At 75.9% G+C, this 17,598-nt stretch carries 18 protein-coding genes, 1 pseudogene and 1 riboswitch; of the genes and pseudogenes, 8 read left to right on the top strand and 11 right to left on the bottom strand.

Annotated elements, in window-relative coordinates; translation table 11 throughout:
* The first annotated feature begins 196 nt into the window (after nucleotides 1-196).
* The 6 genes from RMN56_RS23755 to RMN56_RS23730 all read left to right on the top strand — a co-directional run bounded on the left by RMN56_RS23755 (nucleotide 197) and on the right by RMN56_RS23730 (nucleotide 5,996).
* Entirely contained in the window at nucleotides 197-1,672 is a 1,476-nt protein-coding gene (locus RMN56_RS23755; protein WP_313719751.1) for an NAD(P)/FAD-dependent oxidoreductase, read from the top strand.
* A gap of 68 nt (nucleotides 1,673-1,740) precedes the next feature.
* Nucleotides 1,741-1,851, top strand: a riboswitch (SAM riboswitch).
* Between the two features lie 32 nt (nucleotides 1,852-1,883).
* Nucleotides 1,884-2,015, top strand: a complete 132-nt coding sequence (locus RMN56_RS23750) for a hypothetical protein (protein WP_255474577.1) — start codon at nucleotides 1,884-1,886, stop codon at nucleotides 2,013-2,015.
* 100 nt (nucleotides 2,016-2,115) lie between these two features.
* A complete protein-coding gene (locus tag RMN56_RS23745; protein WP_313719750.1) occupies nucleotides 2,116-2,973 on the top strand; it encodes an ABC transporter substrate-binding protein in 858 nt (285 codons plus the stop codon).
* 37 nt (nucleotides 2,974-3,010) lie between these two features.
* Entirely contained in the window at nucleotides 3,011-3,790 is a 780-nt protein-coding gene (locus tag RMN56_RS23740; RefSeq protein ID WP_313719749.1) for an amino acid ABC transporter permease, read from the top strand.
* Nucleotides 3,787-4,530 carry an amino acid ABC transporter ATP-binding protein gene (locus tag RMN56_RS23735; RefSeq protein ID WP_313719748.1) on the top strand — a complete coding sequence of 248 codons (744 nt, stop codon included), beginning with the start codon at nucleotides 3,787-3,789 and terminating at the stop codon, nucleotides 4,528-4,530. Before RMN56_RS23740 ends, RMN56_RS23735 begins: the two co-directional genes overlap by 4 nt.
* A gap of 359 nt (nucleotides 4,531-4,889) precedes the next feature.
* Nucleotides 4,890-5,996 (top strand): FUSC family protein, encoded by a 1,107-nt coding sequence (locus RMN56_RS23730; RefSeq protein ID WP_313719747.1) that lies wholly within the window; start codon nucleotides 4,890-4,892, stop codon nucleotides 5,994-5,996.
* 21 nt (nucleotides 5,997-6,017) lie between these two features.
* Here the strand turns inward: RMN56_RS23730 and RMN56_RS23725 are convergent, their stop codons facing one another.
* The 7 genes from RMN56_RS23725 to RMN56_RS23695 all read right to left on the bottom strand — a co-directional run bounded on the left by RMN56_RS23725 (nucleotide 6,018) and on the right by RMN56_RS23695 (nucleotide 11,674).
* Nucleotides 6,018-6,713: a RibD family protein gene (locus RMN56_RS23725; RefSeq protein ID WP_313719746.1), complete on the bottom strand. Its 696-nt coding sequence runs from the start codon at nucleotides 6,711-6,713 to the stop codon at nucleotides 6,018-6,020.
* Complete coding sequence (locus tag RMN56_RS23720; protein ID WP_313719745.1) at nucleotides 6,710-7,345, bottom strand: GTP cyclohydrolase II; 636 nt, start codon at nucleotides 7,343-7,345, stop codon at nucleotides 6,710-6,712. Before RMN56_RS23720 ends, RMN56_RS23725 begins: the two co-directional genes overlap by 4 nt.
* 69 nt (nucleotides 7,346-7,414) lie before the next feature.
* Complete coding sequence (locus RMN56_RS23715; protein ID WP_313719744.1) at nucleotides 7,415-8,392, bottom strand: lysylphosphatidylglycerol synthase domain-containing protein; 978 nt, start codon at nucleotides 8,390-8,392, stop codon at nucleotides 7,415-7,417.
* A gap of 52 nt (nucleotides 8,393-8,444) precedes the next feature.
* Nucleotides 8,445-9,257: a small ribosomal subunit Rsm22 family protein gene (locus tag RMN56_RS23710; RefSeq protein ID WP_313719743.1), complete on the bottom strand. Its 813-nt coding sequence runs from the start codon at nucleotides 9,255-9,257 to the stop codon at nucleotides 8,445-8,447.
* A complete protein-coding gene (locus RMN56_RS23705; RefSeq protein ID WP_313719742.1) occupies nucleotides 9,254-10,291 on the bottom strand; it encodes a glycosyltransferase family 4 protein in 1,038 nt (345 codons plus the stop codon). The genes RMN56_RS23710 and RMN56_RS23705 overlap by 4 nt, the downstream gene beginning before the upstream one ends.
* A gap of 4 nt (nucleotides 10,292-10,295) precedes the next feature.
* A complete protein-coding gene (locus tag RMN56_RS23700) occupies nucleotides 10,296-10,694 on the bottom strand; it encodes a 6-pyruvoyl trahydropterin synthase family protein (RefSeq protein WP_313719741.1) in 399 nt (132 codons plus the stop codon).
* Nucleotides 10,695-10,696: 2 nt separating this feature from the next.
* Entirely contained in the window at nucleotides 10,697-11,674 is a 978-nt protein-coding gene (locus tag RMN56_RS23695) for a zinc-dependent alcohol dehydrogenase (protein ID WP_313719740.1), read from the bottom strand.
* A gap of 93 nt (nucleotides 11,675-11,767) precedes the next feature.
* On the opposite strand from RMN56_RS23695, the pseudogene RMN56_RS23690 reads away from it, so the two are divergent.
* Both RMN56_RS23690 and RMN56_RS23685 read left to right on the top strand, forming a co-directional pair.
* A pseudogene (locus tag RMN56_RS23690) lies at nucleotides 11,768-12,565 on the top strand (CDP-alcohol phosphatidyltransferase family protein); the annotation flags it as partial.
* 251 nt (nucleotides 12,566-12,816) lie between these two features.
* The gene (locus tag RMN56_RS23685; protein ID WP_313719739.1) at nucleotides 12,817-14,577 is read left to right on the top strand and encodes an alkaline phosphatase family protein; all 1,761 of its coding nucleotides are present in this window, start codon (nucleotides 12,817-12,819) and stop codon (nucleotides 14,575-14,577) included.
* A gap of 24 nt (nucleotides 14,578-14,601) precedes the next feature.
* On the opposite strand, the gene RMN56_RS23680 is transcribed toward RMN56_RS23685, so the two are convergent.
* From RMN56_RS23680 to modA, 4 genes are all read right to left on the bottom strand, one after another.
* The gene (locus RMN56_RS23680; protein WP_313719738.1) at nucleotides 14,602-14,880 is read right to left on the bottom strand and encodes a hypothetical protein; all 279 of its coding nucleotides are present in this window, start codon (nucleotides 14,878-14,880) and stop codon (nucleotides 14,602-14,604) included.
* A gap of 96 nt (nucleotides 14,881-14,976) precedes the next feature.
* Complete coding sequence (locus RMN56_RS23675) at nucleotides 14,977-16,053, bottom strand: ABC transporter ATP-binding protein (protein WP_313724842.1); 1,077 nt, start codon at nucleotides 16,051-16,053, stop codon at nucleotides 14,977-14,979.
* The gene (locus tag RMN56_RS23670; protein ID WP_313719737.1) at nucleotides 16,035-16,835 is read right to left on the bottom strand and encodes an ABC transporter permease; all 801 of its coding nucleotides are present in this window, start codon (nucleotides 16,833-16,835) and stop codon (nucleotides 16,035-16,037) included. Before RMN56_RS23670 ends, RMN56_RS23675 begins: the two co-directional genes overlap by 19 nt.
* Nucleotides 16,832-17,596 carry a molybdate ABC transporter substrate-binding protein gene (gene modA / locus RMN56_RS23665; protein WP_376787334.1) on the bottom strand — a complete coding sequence of 255 codons (765 nt, stop codon included), beginning with the start codon at nucleotides 17,594-17,596 and terminating at the stop codon, nucleotides 16,832-16,834. Before modA ends, RMN56_RS23670 begins: the two co-directional genes overlap by 4 nt.
* Nucleotides 17,597-17,598: the final 2 nt, after the last annotated feature.

Genomic DNA, 17,598 nt, shown 5'->3' with positions numbered 1-17,598 from the left:
CTCCCGCCGGTCGCCCCCGCGACCGACCCCCGGACCGGGAAACCGACCCCGCATCCCCGTTCCGCCCCGGTTCACACCCGCCGGACCCCGAACGGGTGACCCGGGCGTCGCGGATCGCGGGCGCAGGTGAGTCGGGCGGCAGGACGGGTAAGGGCGCTGCCGCATCGGCAGGCTGGCGGCGGGGGGCGCGGACGGCATGGGTGACGGCAACGGGACCGTGGTCATCGGGGCGGGGCCCGCGGGGCTGACCGCCGCGTACGAGCTGCTGCGGCACGGCGAGCCGGTTCGGGTCTACGAGGCCGACGACGTCGTCGGCGGGATCAGCCGCACGGTGGAGCGGGACGGCTGGCGGTTCGACATCGGCGGGCACCGGTTCTTCACCAAGGTCTCCCGCGTCGAGGACTTCTGGCACGAGATCCTGCCCGACGAGGACTTCCTGCTCCGGCCCCGGATGAGCAGGATCTACTACCGGGGCGCCCTCTACGACTACCCGCTCAACGCCGGCAACGCGCTGCGCAACCTCGGCCTCGTGGAGGCGCTGCGCTGCGTCGGGTCGTACGGGCGGGCCCGGCTGCGCCCGCCGAAGGACCAGTCGCACTTCGAGGGGTGGGTGTCGGCCCGGTTCGGCTGGCGGCTCTACTCGAAGTTCTTCAAGACGTACACCGAGAAGGTCTGGGGGATGCCGGCCGACCAGTTGCAGGCCGACTGGGCCGCCCAGCGGATCAAGAACCTGTCGCTGTCCACCGCGGTGCTCAACGCGCTGCTGCCCAAGCGCAACCGCAAGGACGTGACCAGCCTCATCGAGGAGTTCCAGTACCCGAAGCACGGCCCCGGGATGATGTGGGAGCGCTGCACCGAGGAGGTGGAGAAGCGCGGCGCCACGGTACGCACCAACACCTGGGTGACGGAGGTGCACCGGGACCCGGCGGGACGGCGCGCCACCGCCGTCACGGTGGTCGGCGCCGACGGCGAGCGCACCGAGGCGGCCGACCACGTGATCTCCTCGATGCCCATCTCGGCGCTGGTGCGGGCCATGCGCCCGGAGGCCCCGCCGGAGGTCCGGGCCGCCGCCGACGACCTGCGGTACCGGGACTTCCTGACCGTCGCGCTGGTGGTCCCGGAGGAGTTCTCCTTCCCGGACAACTGGATCTACGTGCACGACCCGGCCGCCCGGGTGGGCCGGATCCAGAACTTCGGCTCCTGGTCGCCGTACCTCGTGAAGGACGGGCGGACCTGCCTCGGGCTGGAGTACTTCGTGTTCGAGGACGACGAGATGTGGCGGACCCCGGACGCGGACCTGGTCGCCTTCGCCACCGCCGAGCTGGAGCGGCTGGGGCTGGTCCGGCCCGGCTGCGTGGAGGCCGGCTACGTGGTCCGGATGCCGAAGGCGTACCCGGTCTACGACGAGCGCTACCAGCACAACGTGGACGTGATCCGGGACTGGCTGGCCCGCGAGGTGCCGAACGTGCACCCGGTGGGGCGCAACGGGATGCACCGCTACAACAACGCCGACCACTCGATGCTCACCGCCATGCTGGCCGCCGAGAACATCGCCCTCGACGCCGGCCACGACGTCTGGACGGTCAACGTCGAGCAGGACTACCACGAGCAGCGCACGCCGTCGCGGCACGGCACCGGCCGGGACGCCCCGGTCATGCCGGCCCGCCGGTAAGGCGCGGGCGTGAGGGTGGTCATAACGGCTGGACGGCCCGGGCCGCCCTCCTGCTAGCCTTCTCGGCAGGTCATGAGCGCCAGCGCCAAGCCCCGGCTCGCTGGCCGGCAACCCTCCTCCGCGGTGGGGTGCCCCGGGTGAGGACCAGGCACCGGCAGCCGCCGGTGCAAGCGTGGCCTGGTACCCAGGTCATCACCGACCCGAGGGAACCATGTCTGCTCAGCTCCGCACCCCGCCCGCCGACGGCATCGCCTACCCGGCGCGTTTCGCGCTGGTCAAGCGGCGGCACGTCGACCTGATGCGGGTGTGCAGCGACGCCTGTCGCCGCCCCGACGCGCGCTGAGCGCCACTCCCCCACCTTCCGCACCATCCCTCCGGCTCGCCCGCCCCGGGCGCGCCGTCGGCGGCGTACGCCCATGCCGCCCCGGACCCTGGAGACACCTGTGCGATTCCGTTCCGCCCTGACCCGCGCCGCCGCGCTCGGCGCCGCCGCCGTGCTCGCCGCCACCGCCCTCACCGCCTGCGGCGACGACGGCTCGACCAGCGAGGCCGCCAACCCGTACGGCCTGCTGCAGGCCGGCGTGCTGCGGGCCGGCACGCTCACCGACGCCCCGCCGAACGTGTACCTCAAGGACGGCACGTTCACCGGCTTCGACAACGACCTGCTCACCGCGGTCGCCGGGAAGGTCGGCCTGAAGGTGGAGTTCGTCGGCACCGACTTCTCCGCCCTGCTCGCCCAGGTCAACAACCACAAGTTCGACGTGGGCAGCTCCTCCATCACCATCACCGAGGCCCGGAAGAAGACCGTCGACTTCGGCAACGGCTACGACTTCGGCTACTTCGGACTGGACGTGCCCGCCGGCTCCCCGATCAGCGGCTTCGAGCAGCTCGCCGGCAAGCGGGTGGTCGTCGTGCAGGGCACCGTGCAGGACGACTACGCCACCCGGGAGAAGCTGAACCCGGTGCGGGTGCCCGACTACAACGGCGCGATCAACCAGCTCAAGGCCGGCACGGCCGACGCCTGGATCGCCCCGGCCGAGATCGGCGACACGTCCGCCGCGGACAGCAAGGGCAAGATCAAGGTGGCCGCGAAGCAGCTCAGCCCGGCCCCGACCGCGTACGCGGTGGCCAAGGGCAACGACAAGCTGCGCGAGGCGCTGAACAAGGGCCTCGACGAGGTGATCGCCGACGGCACCTGGAGCCGGCTCCAGGCGCAGTACTACCCGGGCCGGCCCATCCCGGCCGACTTCACGCCGGGCAGCGGCACGGTCGCCGTGCCGTCGCCGTCGGCGGCTTCCTGACCCGCAACGACACGGACGAGCGGGGCGGAGGCGAGACATGGATCCACTGAGCACCCTGTGGGAGACCTTCTTCGACTGGGACGCCATGCGCGAGGCGCTGCCCGAGATGCTGACCGTCGGGCTGCCCAACACGCTGATCCTGGCGGTCTCCGCCGCCCTGCTCGGCTCGGTGCTGGGCATGCTGCTGGCCGTCGCGGGCATCTCGCGTACCCGCTGGTTGCGGTGGCCGGCCCGGGTCTACACCGACGTGTTCCGCGGCCTGCCGGCGGCGGCGACCATCCTGCTCATCGGCGTCGGCCTGGCGCCGCTGGGCATGCAGGTCTGGGGTCCTAACCCCTACCCGCTGGGCGTGCTGGCGCTGTCGCTGATCGCCGCCGCCTACATCGGAGAGATCTTCCGGGCCGGCATCCAGAGCGTGGAGGCCGCCCAGCTGGAGGGGGCCCGGGCGCTCGGCTTCTCCTGGGGTGAGGCCATGCGCCTGGTCATCGTCCCGCAGGGCGTACGCCGGGTGCTGCCGGCCTGGGTCAACCAGCTCATCGCGCTGATCAAGGACTCCAGCCTGGTCTACTTCCTCGGCCTGGTGGCCAGCCAGCGGGAGCTGTTCCGGATCGGGCAGGACTACGCGGCCACCACGGGCAACGAGTCCGCGCTGCTGCTGGCCGGTCTGTTCTACCTGCTGCTGACCGTGCCGCTGACCCACGCGGTCAACTGGATCGACCGGCGGCTGCGGCAGGGCCGCCCGGTGGCCGCCCCCGACCTCGACGTCGAGCTCGACCCCGCCGGCGCGCCCGCGCCGACCGGAAAGGACCCGCGATGAGCACCGCCACCGCCACCTCGGTCAGCCTGGCCGTCCGCGACGTGCACCTGGCCTTCGGGCCGCACCAGGTGCTGCGCGGCGCCGACCTGGACGTGGCCCGGGGCGGGACGGCCTGCGTGATCGGCCCGTCCGGCTCCGGCAAGTCGACGCTGCTGCGGACGATCAACCGGCTCATCGAGCCGGACCGGGGTGACGTGCTGCTGGACGGGCGCAGCGTGCTGGGCGACGACCCGGACGCGCTGCGCCAGCGGATCGGCATGGTGTTCCAGCAGTTCAACCTGTTCCCGCACATGACCGTGCTGCGCAACCTCACCCTCGCCCTGCGCAAGCTGAAGAAGCTCCCCGAGGACGAGGCGGTGCAGGTGGCCCGGGCCCAGCTCGACCTGGTCGGCCTGGCCCACAAGGCCGAGGCCCGGCCGGCGCAGCTCTCCGGCGGTCAGCAGCAGCGGGTGGCCATCGCCCGGGCCCTCGCGCTGCGGCCGCAGGTGATGCTCTTCGACGAGGCCACCTCGGCGCTCGACCCGGAGCTGGTGAAGGGGGTGCTCGGGGTGATGGCCGACCTCTCGGCCGCCGGCATGACCATGGTGGTGGTCACCCACGAGATGGGCTTCGCGCGGGAGGTGGCCGACACGGTGGCCTTCATGGACGCCGGCGTCGTGCTGGAGGCCGGCCCGCCGGCCGCCGTCTTCGAGGCGCCGGAACACCCGCGGCTGCGTCGCTTCCTGTCCCAGGTGCTGTGACCACGGCCGCCCGGCCCCGTTCCCTCGTTCTCCGGTAGCGGGGCCGGGCGGCCCGGTCCGAACCGGCCCACAGCCAGAGGATCGCCAGCGCCAGGCCGGCGGCGCCCGCCGCGCTGATCGCCCAGGGCGGCAACCGGTCGGGCGCGGACGGCGGCGGCGCGCAGCCGGTCGGCGTGTAGTCGACGGTGACGCGCTCGTCCCGCCCGGGCAGCCGGCCGCCGGGGAACGCCGCCCGCGGGATGCCGCAGACCACCGGCCCGTCGGGTCCGGTTACGACGATCAACTTCGTGGGTAGGAGCCCCTACGGCCGGAACGGAGATTCCGTGGGTGCGCCGGTCCGTCAGGGGAGGACGGCGCCGGTGCGCAACTGCTGGAAGGTCGCCGTGGGGCGGCTGCGACAGGCGTGGGTGCCGGTGGTGGAGGCCGCGCTCGCCGCGACCGTGGCCTGGCTGATCGCCGCGCGGCTGATCGGCCATCCGGACCCGTTCTTCGCGCCGAGCGCGGCGCTGATCGTGCTCGGCGAGTCGCGGGGCCAGCGGGTACGGCAGACCATCGAGCTGGTGCTCGGGGTGGCCGGCGGGGTGCTCGTCGCCGACCTGGTGGTGCACGCCCTCGGCCCCGGCACGGGGACCATGCTCCTCGTCCTGCTGCTCACCCTCGGCGTCACGGTGGCGGCCGGGGCGAGCAGCACCCTGGTCATTCAGACCACGATCTCCGCGCTCTACCTGGTTGTGGTCGCCGCGCCGAAGGGCGAGTTCACTCCGTTCCGGTTCGTCGATGCGTTGATCGGTGGGGCGGTCGCCCTCGCCGCGAGCCAGCTCGTGGTGGCCCGGGACCCGCTGGCCCCGCTGGTCGCCGAGGCCCGCCGGACGTACGCCGACCTCGCCGCGCTGCTCGAGAGGATCGACGAGGCCATCGACCGCTGCGACGCCGACGCCGGGCAGGCGGCGCTGGAGTGCGCCCGGGAGCTGGACGGCTCCGTGGAGCGGCTGCGCGCCACCGTGCAGGCGTGCGCCGAGACGCTACGGCTGCGGGTCCGCCGCCGCCGGCACCTCGGCCAGCTCGAACAGGTCGAGGCCACGGCCCGGCAACTCGACTATGCGGTACGCGACATCCGGGTGCTGGCCCGCAACGCGGCCACGCTGACCCGACTGCGAACGGCCGCCCCGCCCGAGCTGGGCGCCGCGCTCCGCTCCCTGGCGGAGGCGGTACGCGCCGCCGGGGCGGCCCTGGCCACCGACCTGACCGGGCAGGACGCCGACCGGCACGCGGGACGGGCCGACGAGGCCGCGCTGACCGCGGTGCGGATCGGCGCGGAGCTGCTCCGGTCCGACCCGCCACTGCCCATCGTCATGATCGTCGGGCAGGTGCGGTCCACCGCCATCGACCTGCTGCGCGGGGTCGGCACCGACGACGTGGAAGTGCTCAACCGGGTCGACGAGGCGCTCGGCCTGCCGGTCGGCTGACGCGCGACAGGCGTCGCGCTTCTACCGGTCCGCGGAGCAGCGGTCGGAGAGGGCGTAGCGGGTGAGCACCACGTCGCCGATCTGGCGGACCTCGACCACCCGGGCCCGGCGGCCGGGGTGCCACGGGAAGTGGCCGTCCCCGACGAACCGGGGCGCCCGGCGGTCGCCCACGAAGAACGGCGCGACCACCAGGTGCAGCTCGTCGGCGACACCGGCCGTGAGGAACTGGCAGTGCAGCGTGCCACCGCCCTCCACCATCAACCGGCCGACGCCGCGCCCGGCCAGGTCGGCGAGGACCGCCCCGGGTGTGACCGGGTCGCCCGTGTCGACCACGGTGGCCACCGCGCCCACCCGCTCCCGGGTCTTCTCCGCCACGCCGCCCGGGCAGTAGACGAGCTTCGGCCCGTCGCCCATGGTGAAGAACCGGGCCGTCGGGTCGAGATCGCCGCTGGCCGTGACGGTGACCTTCACGGGGCACGGCGGCAGGCCGCGTGCCACCCGCTCGGCCCGCCGCCGCTCGCTGCGCACCAGCAGCCGGGGGTCGTCGCGGCGGACCGTGGCGGCGCCCACCATGATCGCGTCGCAGCCGGCCCGGACCGCGTCGATCCGGTCCAGGTCGGCGTCGTTGGAGAGCAACAGCCGCTCGGCGGTGGCGTCGTCGATGTAGCCGTCGATCGACATCGCGCAGCTGAGCAGCACGTACGGCCGGCTGGTCACGGCACGAACGGCAGGTCGAGGGCATGGTCCGCGCGGGTCACCTTGGCCGCCAGGTAGCCCGCGTTCGCCGGAGACAGGTGCACGCCGGTGAGCACCCGGTCGACCACCCTGACGCCCAGCCGCTCCAGCTGGGCGGCCTTGTCCGGGTTGTTGCTGAGCAGGGCCACCCGGGTCACGCCCAGCGCGGCGAGCATCTGCGCGGCCACCGTGTAGTCGCGCTCGTCGGGGCCCCGGCCGAGCGCCACGTTGGCCTCGTAGGTGTCCAGGCCGCCGTCCTGCAGGGCGTACGCGTCGAGCTTGGCGTAGAGGCCGATGCCCCGGCCCTCCTGGCGCAGGTAGAGCAGGTAGCCGCCGGCCTCGGCGATCCGCTCGACCGCCTCGCGCAGCTGCGGGCCGCAGTCGCAGCGCTGGCTGCCGAACACGTCCCCGGTGAGGCACTCGCTGTGCGGGCGGACCAGCGGCGGCGCGGCGTCCGGGTCCCGCTGCTCACCGAGCCCGATGGCGAGGTGCTCGCGGCCGTCGACCAGCCCGTGGAAGGAGTGCACCCGGGCGGTGGTCACGTAGCCGTCCGGGAACCGCAGGGGGACCGTGACCTGGGTCCGGACCGTCGCGGCGGGCAGAGTTTCGTCCATGCTTCTCCTCAGTCCGGGCTGCCGGGACGCACCGGCAACGCACACCTCGCACCCTCACCGTAGGCGGGATCACCGACAGTCGCCGGGCTCCGCAACCGGACGCCGGTGGATCAGCAGCACGGCGGCGCCCGGCAGGCTGGCCACCAGGACCAGCGCCCCGTAGACCGTGCCGGTGGCGACGCCCTGCGCGGCGGTGAGGCCGGCCGCGGCGAACGCCCAGGCAGCGACCCCTTCGCGCGGCCCGAACCCGCCCACGTTGGTCGGCAGCCCCATGGCGAGCAGGGCCAGCAGGGTCAGCGGCACCAGCCGGGACAGCGGCGCGTCGGCGCCGGCCGTGCGCGCCGCCACCACGAAGGTGGCCAGGTGGCCGGCGACCACCACGGCCGAGGCCGTCACCACGCCCAGCCAGGTGCGCCGGGCGAGCAGCCCGGCCCGGACGTCGGCGACGGCGGTGCGCGCCGCGCGGGCCCAGCGGGACGCCCCGGAGCGGGGCACCGCCCGGGCGGCCAGCGCCAGCGCCAGCGCGACGGCCGCCAGGCCGGCGGCCACCGCCGGCAGGTACGGCCGGACCGGGGACGGCAGCGCCGCCAGCACGGCCACCGCGATGACCAGCTGGACCACCTGGCCGGCGGTGCGTTCCCAGACCACGGCGCGGACACCCCGGGCCACGTCCCCGGCGTCCCGGCCGTGCCGGACCGCCCGGTGCACGTCGCCGAGCACCCCGCCGGGCAGGGTGGAGTTGAGGAAGACCGCCCGGTAGCAGTGCGCGACGGCGGCCCGCAGCGGCAGCCGTACGCCCAGCCCGCCGGCGACCAGGGACCAGCGCCAGGCGCAGCAGACCGTGGTGATCGCGCCGATGCCGAGCGCGGCGGCGAGCGCCGGCGCGTCGATCAGCCGCAGCCCGGCCAGGAACGGGCCGGTGCCCACCGACCAGACCAGCGCCGCGAGCACGGCGATCCCGGCGAGCGGCCGGGCCCAGGCCCAGAACGACCGGGCCGGCGCGGGCGCGGCGGCCGGGACGGGCCCGGCGACGGCGGCGTGTGACAAGAGTGGTCCTCCCTCGGTCCACCTGTTGTCACGTGCCGCCGGCCGGTCCGGTTCACCCGGCGAGCAGGTCGGCGTGGTGCAGCACCACCCGCAGCCGGCCGTCCGCCACCTGGGCGAGCCGCCGCTCCCGGTACGCCTCGACCACGCCGCCCAGCTCCGGCCGCTCCTCGACGGCCGCGTCGAGCCAGCCCACCAGCCACTCGGCGGTCAGCGCGGCCTGCCCCGGGCCGAGGCGCCACGGGCTGGACCGGACCCGCACCGGTACGCCCCGGCGCCGGAAGGCCGCCACGGTGACGTCCACGGCGTCCGGGCCGAGCAGGGCGCGGCCGGCGGCGGTCCGCCGCTGGTGGGCGTTGAACGCGGCCTCGAACTCGGCGTCGAGCGGGTCGGCGGGGGTGAAACGCACCCGGCCCAGCACGGTGATGGCGAACAGGGTGGGGTGGCCGGCGCAGGCCGCCACGATCCGCTCGACCTCCCCGGCGGTGAGCATGTCCAGCAGCGCCGAGGCGGTGACCAGGTGGGCGTCGGCCAGGTCGGCCGCGCCCAGCCGGGTGATGTCGGAGCCGCGGGTCAGCACGGTGACCGGGTTGCCGTCGGCGGCCACGGCCTTGCCACCGGCGGCCAGCGCCAGCAGGTCCGCGTCGCGTTCGTGCAGCACCCAGCGCTGCGGGCCGGGCAGCCGCGGGGCGAGCCAGCGGGCCATCGAGCCGGTGCCGCTGCCCAGGTCGTGCACGACCAGCGGCCGGTCGGCGGGCAGCCGGCGGCGGACCACGTCGAGCAGTTCGGCCGAGCGGGCGGCCGCGTCGGCGGGTTCGCGCAGCCGCAGCCAGTCCGCGAAGTCGGGGGGAAGTAGCGAGGTGGTCATGCCGCCGTGGCCTCCTTGAGCGCCGTGGCGAGCCGGTCCGCGGTGACCGGCCAGCCGCTGAGGGTGTCCCGCCGCCACCGGGCGGCGCGGCGCAGCCGGTCCCGCAGGTCCGGGTCGGTGAGCCAGTGGCGCAGCGCGCCGGCCAGCGCGGCCGGGTCCGCCGGGGGCACCAGCAGGCCGGGCCGGTCGCCGTCCGGGGTGCGCCCGAGGGTCCCGGGCAGGCCGCCGGTGTCGCTGGCCAGCACCGGTACGCCCCGGGCGAGCGCCTCGGTCACCACCATCCCGTAGGTCTCCCGGCGGGACGGCAGCACCAGCAGGTCGGCGGCGGCGTACGCGGCGGCCAGATCGGCCCCGGTCAGCGGGCCGGCCAGCCGGACCCGGTCGGCCAGGCCGGTGTCGGCGAGCTGCCGGCGCAGCCGCGCCACGAAGTCCGGGTCGCGGGCGAGCGGGCCGACCCAGTCGCAGGTCCAGGGCAGGTCGGCGACCCGGTGCAGGGCGCCGGCGAGCACGTCGTGCCCCTTGAGCGGGGTGACGGCCGCGACGCAGAGCAGCCGGTCGTCCTCCGGCGAGCCGGGGGCGACCGGCGCCGGGTCCACCCCGGGCGGGGCGACCGACACCCGGTCGGCGGCGAGCCGGTAGCGGTCGAGCAGCCGGCGGCGGGTCCACTCGCTGGTGGTGACCACGGCCGTCGCCGCGGCGAGGGCCCGGCCCTCGACCTCGTCCTCCAGCGGCAGGTGCACCAGCACCACGAGGCGCAGCCGCCGGGCGTGCGGGGCCAGCACCTCGGGCACGGTCGACGCGACCAGGCCGTCGAGCAGCACGGCCGCGCCGTCGGGCAGCGCGGCGAGCACGCCGGCCAGCGCGGCCCGGTCCGCCGGCGTCGGCTGCGGCCAGCCGCCCGGCACCGGGTGTTCCCGCACCGTCCAGCCGAGCGCGGCCAGCTCGTGGCAGGCGCGGCGGTCGTATCCGTTGCCGCCGCTGGGGCTCGCCGGGTCGTCGATGTCGCCCGGCAGCACCACGTGCACGGCGGTCATCCGGTCACAGTGACCGCTCGTAGCTGGCCCAGGCCACGTGCGACTCGTGCAGGGTGACGGTGATCCCGGCCAGGCCGCGCGCCCCCTCGCCGAGCCGCCCGGCGTGCACCGCCTCGGCCAGCCGGTCGGCCACCGTCCGGGCCAGCACCTCGGTGGTGGTGTTCACCCCGGCGAAGTCCGGTTCGTCGTCCAGGTTGCGGTAGGTGAGCGCGCCGAGCACCGCCTTGAGCTGCTCGGTGGCCAGGCCGATGTCGACCACGATCCCGTCGGCGTCCAGCTCCGGCCGGCGGAAGGTGGCGTCGACGACGAAGGTCGCGCCGTGCAGCCGCTGGGCCGGGCCGAACACCTCGCCGCGGAAGCTGTGGGCGACCATCATGTGGTCCCGGACGGTGACGCTGAACATGGTCACTCCTCGTCGTAGGTGATGAGGTGGCAGAGCGCGGGGAGCCGGCCCGAGGCGAGCCGGTCCAGCACGTCGGGCAGGTCGGCGAAGCGGGACCGGCCGGTGAGCAGAGCGTCGAACGCGGGGTCGGCGAGCAGGTCCAGGGCCACCGCCAGCCGGTCGGCGTAGCTGCGGTCGGCGCGCCGGGGGGACACGGTGCCCACCTGGCTGCTGCGGATGCCGAGCCGCTTCGAGTGGAACGCCCCGCCCAGGGCGAGGGTGACCGGGCGGTCGCCGTACCAGCTCAGCTCCAGCACGGTGCGTTCCGGGCGGAGCAGCTCCAGGGCGCGTTGCAGCCCGTCGGCGGTGGCGCTGGCGTGCACCACGAGGTCCCGGTCGCCGGCCGCGTCGGCGGGCAGCGCGAAGTCGACGCCGAGCGCCGCGGCCACCGCCGCCCGCGCCGGGTCGGCGTCGACCAGCTCGACGCGGACCCCGGGGAAGCGGGCCAGCACGGCGGCGACGCAGCAGCCGACCATGCCGCCGCCGACCACGGAGACCCGGTCGCCGACCAGCGGCGCGGCGTCCCAGAGGGCGTTCACGGCGGTCTCCACGGTGCCGGCCAGCACCGCGCGGGCCGCCGGCACCTGATCGGGTACGACCACCACGGCGTCGGCCGGCACCACGTACGCGGTCTGGTGCGGGTGCAGGCAGAAGACGGTACGCCCGCGCAGCTCCGCCGGGCCCGCCTCCACGGTGCCGACGCTCAGGTAGCCGTACTTCACCGGGGCCGGGAAGTCGCCCTCCTGGAACGGGGCGCGCATGGCGGCGTGCTGGTCGGCGGGGACCCGGCCGGTGAAGACCAGGGTCTCGGTGCCCCGGCTGACACCGGAGTAGCGGGCGCGGACCAGCACCTCGCCGGGGCCGGGCGGGTCGAGCGCGACCGGGCGCAGCTCACCCTCGCCGGGGGCGCGGAGCCAGAAGGCGCGGGCCTCACCGGTCACGAATTCTCCTCTTTTCCGCATCCGGACCGAACCGGACGGCCGAATTTCCCGTGATGACTGACATGGGTTGTCGATCATAGACACGGAGGCAGGGTGTCCACGGTTCGGAATGGCCCCTTGGTCGGGCTGATCGTGCAGTTCGTCCTGCTGGCCGGGCTCGCCGGCACGGTGGGTCTCGGCGTGGCGGGCTGGCTGGCCGGCCTGGCGTACGCCGGGGTGCTCTGCGGGCTGCTCCGGCGCGGCCTGCGGGCGGCCGGCGCGGACCGGCTCGGCCCGGCCGACCGGGTGACGCTGGCCCGCGCGCTGCTGGTCGGCGGGGTTCTCGCCCTGGTCGTCGGCGGGCCGGCGCCGGTGGCCGTGCTGGTCCCGCTCACCGCGGTGGCGCTGGCGCTGGACGCGGTGGACGGCCAGGTGGCCCGGCGCACCGGCACGGTGAGCGCGCTGGGCGCCCGCTTCGACATGGAGGTCGACTCCTTCCTGCTCCTGGTGCTCAGCGTGCACCTGGCGCCGTCGGTCGGGGCGTGGGTGCTGCTCATCGGCGGGATGCGGTACGCCTTCGTGGCGGCGAGCTGGCCGCTGCCCTGGATGGGCGGCACGCTGCCGCCCCGGTTCTGGCGCAAGGTGGTCGCGGCGGCGCAGGGGGTGGTGCTCGCCGTGGCGGCGAGCGGGCTGCTGCCGCCGGCAGCCACGGGTGCGCTGGTCGCCGGGGCGCTGGTCCTGCTGGTCGAGTCGTTCGCCCGCGACATCACCTGGCTGTGGCGGCGCCGCCCGGTCGCCCCGGCGGCCCGGCCCACCCCGGACGTCGAGGTCGTCCCGGCGGCCGGACCCGCCGCCGCACCCCTCGCGACCGCGCTCCCCACGCTGGGCCTCCGGCCCGCGACGGCGCTCCCGGGCATCGGGCCGGTTCGGTCCGGCACGGGCGCCGTCCCGTCCTGGGCCGCCGGCACCGGGCCGGCCGACCTTCCCGCGTGGGTGGCCGGCCCCGCCCCGGCCGGCGCGGTCCGGCGCACGACCGTCCACGCCCGCGATCCGGTCGGCGAACGGCCGGCGGACCCGCCGGCGCGTCCGGTGCCGGTGGCCGTCCGCATCGTCGCCCACCAGCCGGCCTGACCCTCCCCTCCCCCTCGCCGAAGGACGCCCCCGTGTCACTGCGTATCCGTCTCCGCCGGCCGGTCGGACCGGCCACTCCCGCCCCGGACTCCGCGGCGTCCCCGCCGACGCCTGGCGAGGACGCCACCCCACCCGGCGACGCGGCGCTGTCCGCCGGTCCGGGGCGGCCGGCCTCGCGTACCCGTCGGGTCGCCGCCGGGATCCTCACCGGGCTGGCCGCGCTGCTCGTGGTGGCGGCGCTGGTCGCGCCGGACCGGCTGGCCGGGGTCGGGCCGGGCGCGGTGCTGCGGATACCGGTGGAGGCGCTGGTCGCGGTGGCGTTGCTGCTCGTCCTGCCGGACCGGGCCCGCCGGCCGGTCGCCGTGGCGCTCGGCCTCGTGCTGGGCCTGCTGACCGTGGTCAAGCTGCTGGACACGGGGTTCTTCGTGGCCCGGGACCGGCCGTTCGACGTGCTGCTCGACTGGCGGCTGTTCGACGACGGCTACGGCTACCTGGCCGACTCGGCCGGCGGGGTCGCCGCCGTCGCCGCGGCGGTCGGGGTGGTGCTGCTGGTGGGCGGCCTGCCGGTGCTCCTGGCGCTCGCGGCGCGGCGGCTGGCCCGTGGCGTGGCGCGGCACCGCACCGGCGCGGTACGGGTGCTCGCCGCGCTGGCCGTGCTGTGGCTGGGCTGCGCCCTGTTCGGGGTGCGCCTCACCGCCGGCGTGCCGGTCGCCGACCGGACGGCGAGCACGCTGGTGGCGTCGCACGTCGGCCAGGTGCGGGCCGGCCTGCGCGACCGGGCGGCGTTCGCCGGGGAGATGACGACCGACGCCTACCGGGACGTGCCCGGCGACCGGCTGCTGACCGGGCTGCGCGGCAAGGACGTGCTGGTCACGTTCGTGGAGAGCTACGGCCGGGACGCCGTGGAGGACCCGGCGCTCGCGCCGGGGGTGAACGCGGTGCTCGACGACGGCTACCGCCGGCTGCGGGCGGCCGGCTACGACGCCCGCAGCGGCTTCCTCACCTCGCCCACCTTCGGCGGCGGCAGCTGGCTGGCCCACGCCACCCTGCTCTCCGGGCTGTGGATCGACAACGACCAGCGGCACCGGGACCTGCTGGCCGGGAACCGGCTCACCCTGGGCGGCGTGTTCCACCGGGCCGGGTGGCAGACCGTCGGGGTGTTCCCCGCCGCCACCCAGCCCTGGCCGGAGGGGAAGTTCTTCGGCTACGACCGGTACTACGACGCCGAGAAGCTGGCCTACCGGGGCCCGAAGTTCAGCTACGCGCCGATGCCCGACCAGTACACGCTGGCCACCTTCCAGCGGCTGGAGCGGGACCGGCCGCACGCCCCGCTGATGGCGGAGATCCCGCTGGTGTCCAGCCACTCCCCCTGGTCGGCCATCCCGAAGCCGGTGCCCTGGGCCGCGGTCGGCGACGGCACCATCTTCCACACCGCCTCCATCCGGACCGGCGGCAGCCAGGACGTGCTGCAGCGGGACGCCGGTCAGATCCGCGCCGACTACGCGCACTCCATCGAGTACAGCCTCGGCACGCTGGTGTCGTACGTGCTGACCCACGGCGGGGACGACCTGGTGCTGGTCATTCTCGGTGACCACCAGCCGGCGGCCTCGGTGACCGGCGAGGGCGCCGGCCGCGACGTGCCGATCACCATCGTGGCGAAGGACCCGGCGGTGCTGGACCGGGTCGCCGACTGGGGCTGGCAGGACGGGCTGCGCCCGGGCCCGCAGGCCCCGGTGTGGCGGATGGACAGCTTCCGCGACCGCTTCCTCGCCGCCTTCTCCCCCGTGCACTGAGGTGGTGCCGCGCCGCCGGCCGGCTCAGGCCGCCCGGCGCCGGTCGCGGGCGCTCCGGCCGGACGTCTCGCGGAACTCGGCGCGCCGCGCCCCGCCGCGGGCCAGCCGCATCGCCCGGCGGGCGTTGTCCAGCGGCTCGCAGGGCGCGCTGCGCCCGGCGCACAGCAGGCTGGTGCAGCGTCCCGTCGGGTCGGGCTGGTGCGCGGCGGCCACGTCGTACGCTGCCCGCCACAGCAGCGGGTCGGTGACGTCGTCCGGCAGGATGACGTTCTGACTGGACCGGAACCGTGTCGTCTCAGGCACCACGTTCCCCCTTCGTGATCGCTCCCCCTGTTCAGTGACCGGGCGGGTCGACGTCAAACCTCCCACCGGCTCGGGTGGACCGGCCAGCGGCGTACGTCACGCCGGGTACGCCCTGGTCTCCGCGGCCTTGACCGCCGCCCAGACCGGTTGGCCGGGGCGCAGCCCGAGGTGGGCCGCCGCGGCGGGGGTGACGTCGGCGGCCACGTCGACCGGCCCGGCGAGCTGGACCCGCAGGTTGTCGCCGTGCCGCTGCACACCGGTCACGGTGGCCGGCCAGACGTTGCGCGGGCTGCCGTCCGGGCGTGCCGGATGCAGCGCGACGGCGGCCGGCGGGAAGGCCACGAACGCCTCGCCCCGCACGGTGTCCGCCGTGGTGAGGGTGAGTCCGCCGACCGTGACGGCGTGCCCGTCGGCGTGCCCGCGGTGCAGGTTGAGCCCGACCAGCCGGGCCACGTAGTCGGTGCGGGGGCGGGCCGTCACGGTCGCCGCGTCGCCCTCCTGGACCACCCGTCCCTGCTCGACGATGACCAGCCGGTCGGCGAGCACGAGGGCGTCCAGCGGGTCGTGGGTGACCAGCAGGGTGGCGCCGGGGTGCGCGCCGAGGTGGTGCTGGAGTTCGGCGCGGGTGTCCAGCCGGGTCCGGGCGTCGAGCGCGGCGAGCGGCTCGTCGAGCAGCAGCAGGGTGGGCTCGACGGCGAGCGCGCGGGCCAGGGCGACCCGCTGGGCCTGGCCGCCGGAGAGCTGGCGCGGCCGGTGCCGGGCCTGCCCGCCGAGGCCGACCCGGTCCAGCCAGCCCTGCGCGCGGGCCCGGGCGGCCCGCCGGTCGGCGCCCCGGCGGCGCGGCCCGAACGCCACGTTGTCCAGTGCGCTGAGGTGCGGGAAGAGCAGGTAGTCCTGGAACACCACGCCGACCGGGCGTCGCTCGGGCGGGGTCCACACCCGCCGGTCGGGGCGGTCGAGGTCGGCGCCGCCGAGGGTGAGGTGCCCGGCGGTGAGCGGGTGCAGCCCGGCGAGCGCCCGCAGGGCGGTGGTCTTGCCGGCCCCGTTCGGGCCGAGCAGCGCCACCACCTCCCCGGCGCCGATGGACAGCCGCACGTCGAGGTGGAACGCGCCCCGGTCGGCGACCAGGTGCGCGTCGAGCAGGGGCGTGCCGGTCACGCCGTGCCGACCCAGCGGTCCCGCAACCCGGCCAGGATGGCCACGGAGACGGTGAGCAGGATGAGGCTCAGCACGATGGCGGCCTGCACGTCGGTCTCCAGCGCCAGGTAGACGGCGAGCGGCATGGTCTGGGTCCGTCCCGGATAGTTGCCGGCGAAGGTGATGGTGGCGCCGAACTCGCCGAGCGCGCGGGCCCAGCAGAGCACCGCGCCGGCCGCCACCCCGGGTGCGACAATCGGCAGGGTCACCCGGGTGAAGGTGGTCCAGCGCCCGGCGCCCAGGGTGGCCGCCGCCTCCTCGTAGCGGGGGTCGGCGCCGCGCAGCGCACCCTCGACGGCGATGACGAGGAACGGCATGGCCACGAACGCCTCCGCCAGCACCACGCCGGCGGTGGTGAACGGCAGGGTGACCCCGAAGGTGGCGTCCAGCCAGGACCCGAGCAGCCCGCGCCGGCCGAAGACCAGCAGCAGCGCCACCCCGCCGACCACCGGCGGCAGCACCAGCGGCACGGTGACCAGCGCGCGGACCAGCCGTCGGCCGGGGAACCGGACCCGGGCCAGCAGCCAGGCCAGGGGTACGCCGAGCGCGACGCAGAGCAGCGTGGCGGCGGTCGCGGTCTCCAGGGACAGCCGCAGCGCGGTGAGCACGCCGGGCTGGGCCAGCCGCCGGGGCAGCGTGGTCCAGGGCGCGCGGACCAGCAGCCCGGCCAGCGGCAGGACGAGGAAGAGCAACCCGAGCCCGGCGGGGACCAGGAGCGCCAGCGGCACCCGCTGCCGGCGGCGTGGAGGTCGACTCATCGGCTCGGTGGGGCCTGGAACCCGGCGGCGGCGAGCACCGCCAGGCCGGCGTCGGAGCGGACGTGGTCGACGAAGGCGCGGGCCCCGGCCGGGTTGCCGGCGTGCTTCAGGACCACGATCGGGTAGTCGTTGACCGCCCGGGCGGACTCGGGGAACTCGACGGCGTCCAGCTCGGCGGCGGCGCCGCGAACGTCGGTGCGGTAGACCAGCGCCGCGTCGACCTCGCCCAGCTTCACCTTGGCGAGGGCGCCCTTGACGTCCTGCTCCAGAGTGGCCGGGGTGAGCCGCACGCCGGCCGCGGCGAGAGCGGCCTTCGCCGCCGCGCCGCACGGCACCTGTTCGGCGCAGAGCGCCACCTTCGCCCCGGGCCGCGCCAGGTCGGCCAGGCCCGTCACCCGGTCCGGGTTGCCCTCCGGTACGGCGATGACGAGCTGGTTGCGGACCAGGACGGCCGGTGTCCCGGCGGCGTCGCCCGCGTCGGTGACGGTCTTCATGGTGGCCGGCGAGGCGGCCGCGAACACGTCGGCCGGCGCGCCCTGGGTGAGCTGCGTGGCGAGCGCCGAGCTGCCGGCGAAGTTGAGGACGACCCGGGTGCCGGGGTGTGCCGCCTCGTAGTCCCTGCCGAGCTTCGTGAAGGGCTCGGTGAGCGAGGCGGCGGCGAAGACGGTCACCGTGCCGCCGGTCGGCTCGTCGGCGGCGCCGCCACCGCAGCCGGTGACGGACAGGGTCAGCGCGGCCAGTCCGGCCAGGGCGGCGCGGATCC

The sequence above is a fragment of the Micromonospora halotolerans genome, assembly GCF_032108445.1.
Taxonomy (GTDB): domain Bacteria; phylum Actinomycetota; class Actinomycetes; order Mycobacteriales; family Micromonosporaceae; genus Micromonospora; species Micromonospora halotolerans.
Note: the sequence above shows the minus strand (reverse complement) of the source record. Positions and strands in the feature narration are given on the sequence as shown.

What these genes read in the sequence shown, in the direction of transcription:
- RMN56_RS23755 (WP_313719751.1), top strand. Translation starts at nt 197, where the DNA reads ATGGGTGACGGCAACGGGACCGTGGTCATCGGGGCGGGGCCCGCGGGG.
- RMN56_RS23750 (WP_255474577.1), top strand. Translation starts at nt 1,884, where the DNA reads ATGTCTGCTCAGCTCCGCACCCCGCCCGCCGACGGCATCGCCTACCCG.
- RMN56_RS23740 (WP_313719749.1), top strand. Translation starts at nt 3,011, where the DNA reads ATGGATCCACTGAGCACCCTGTGGGAGACCTTCTTCGACTGGGACGCC.
- RMN56_RS23735 (WP_313719748.1), top strand. Translation starts at nt 3,787, where the DNA reads ATGAGCACCGCCACCGCCACCTCGGTCAGCCTGGCCGTCCGCGACGTG.
- RMN56_RS23720 (WP_313719745.1), bottom strand. Translation starts at nt 7,345, where the DNA reads ATGGACGAAACTCTGCCCGCCGCGACGGTCCGGACCCAGGTCACGGTC.
- RMN56_RS23710 (WP_313719743.1), bottom strand. Translation starts at nt 9,257, where the DNA reads ATGACCACCTCGCTACTTCCCCCCGACTTCGCGGACTGGCTGCGGCTG.
- RMN56_RS23705 (WP_313719742.1), bottom strand. Translation starts at nt 10,291, where the DNA reads ATGACCGCCGTGCACGTGGTGCTGCCGGGCGACATCGACGACCCGGCG.
- RMN56_RS23700 (WP_313719741.1), bottom strand. Translation starts at nt 10,694, where the DNA reads ATGTTCAGCGTCACCGTCCGGGACCACATGATGGTCGCCCACAGCTTC.
- RMN56_RS23670 (WP_313719737.1), bottom strand. Translation starts at nt 16,835, where the DNA reads ATGAGTCGACCTCCACGCCGCCGGCAGCGGGTGCCGCTGGCGCTCCTG.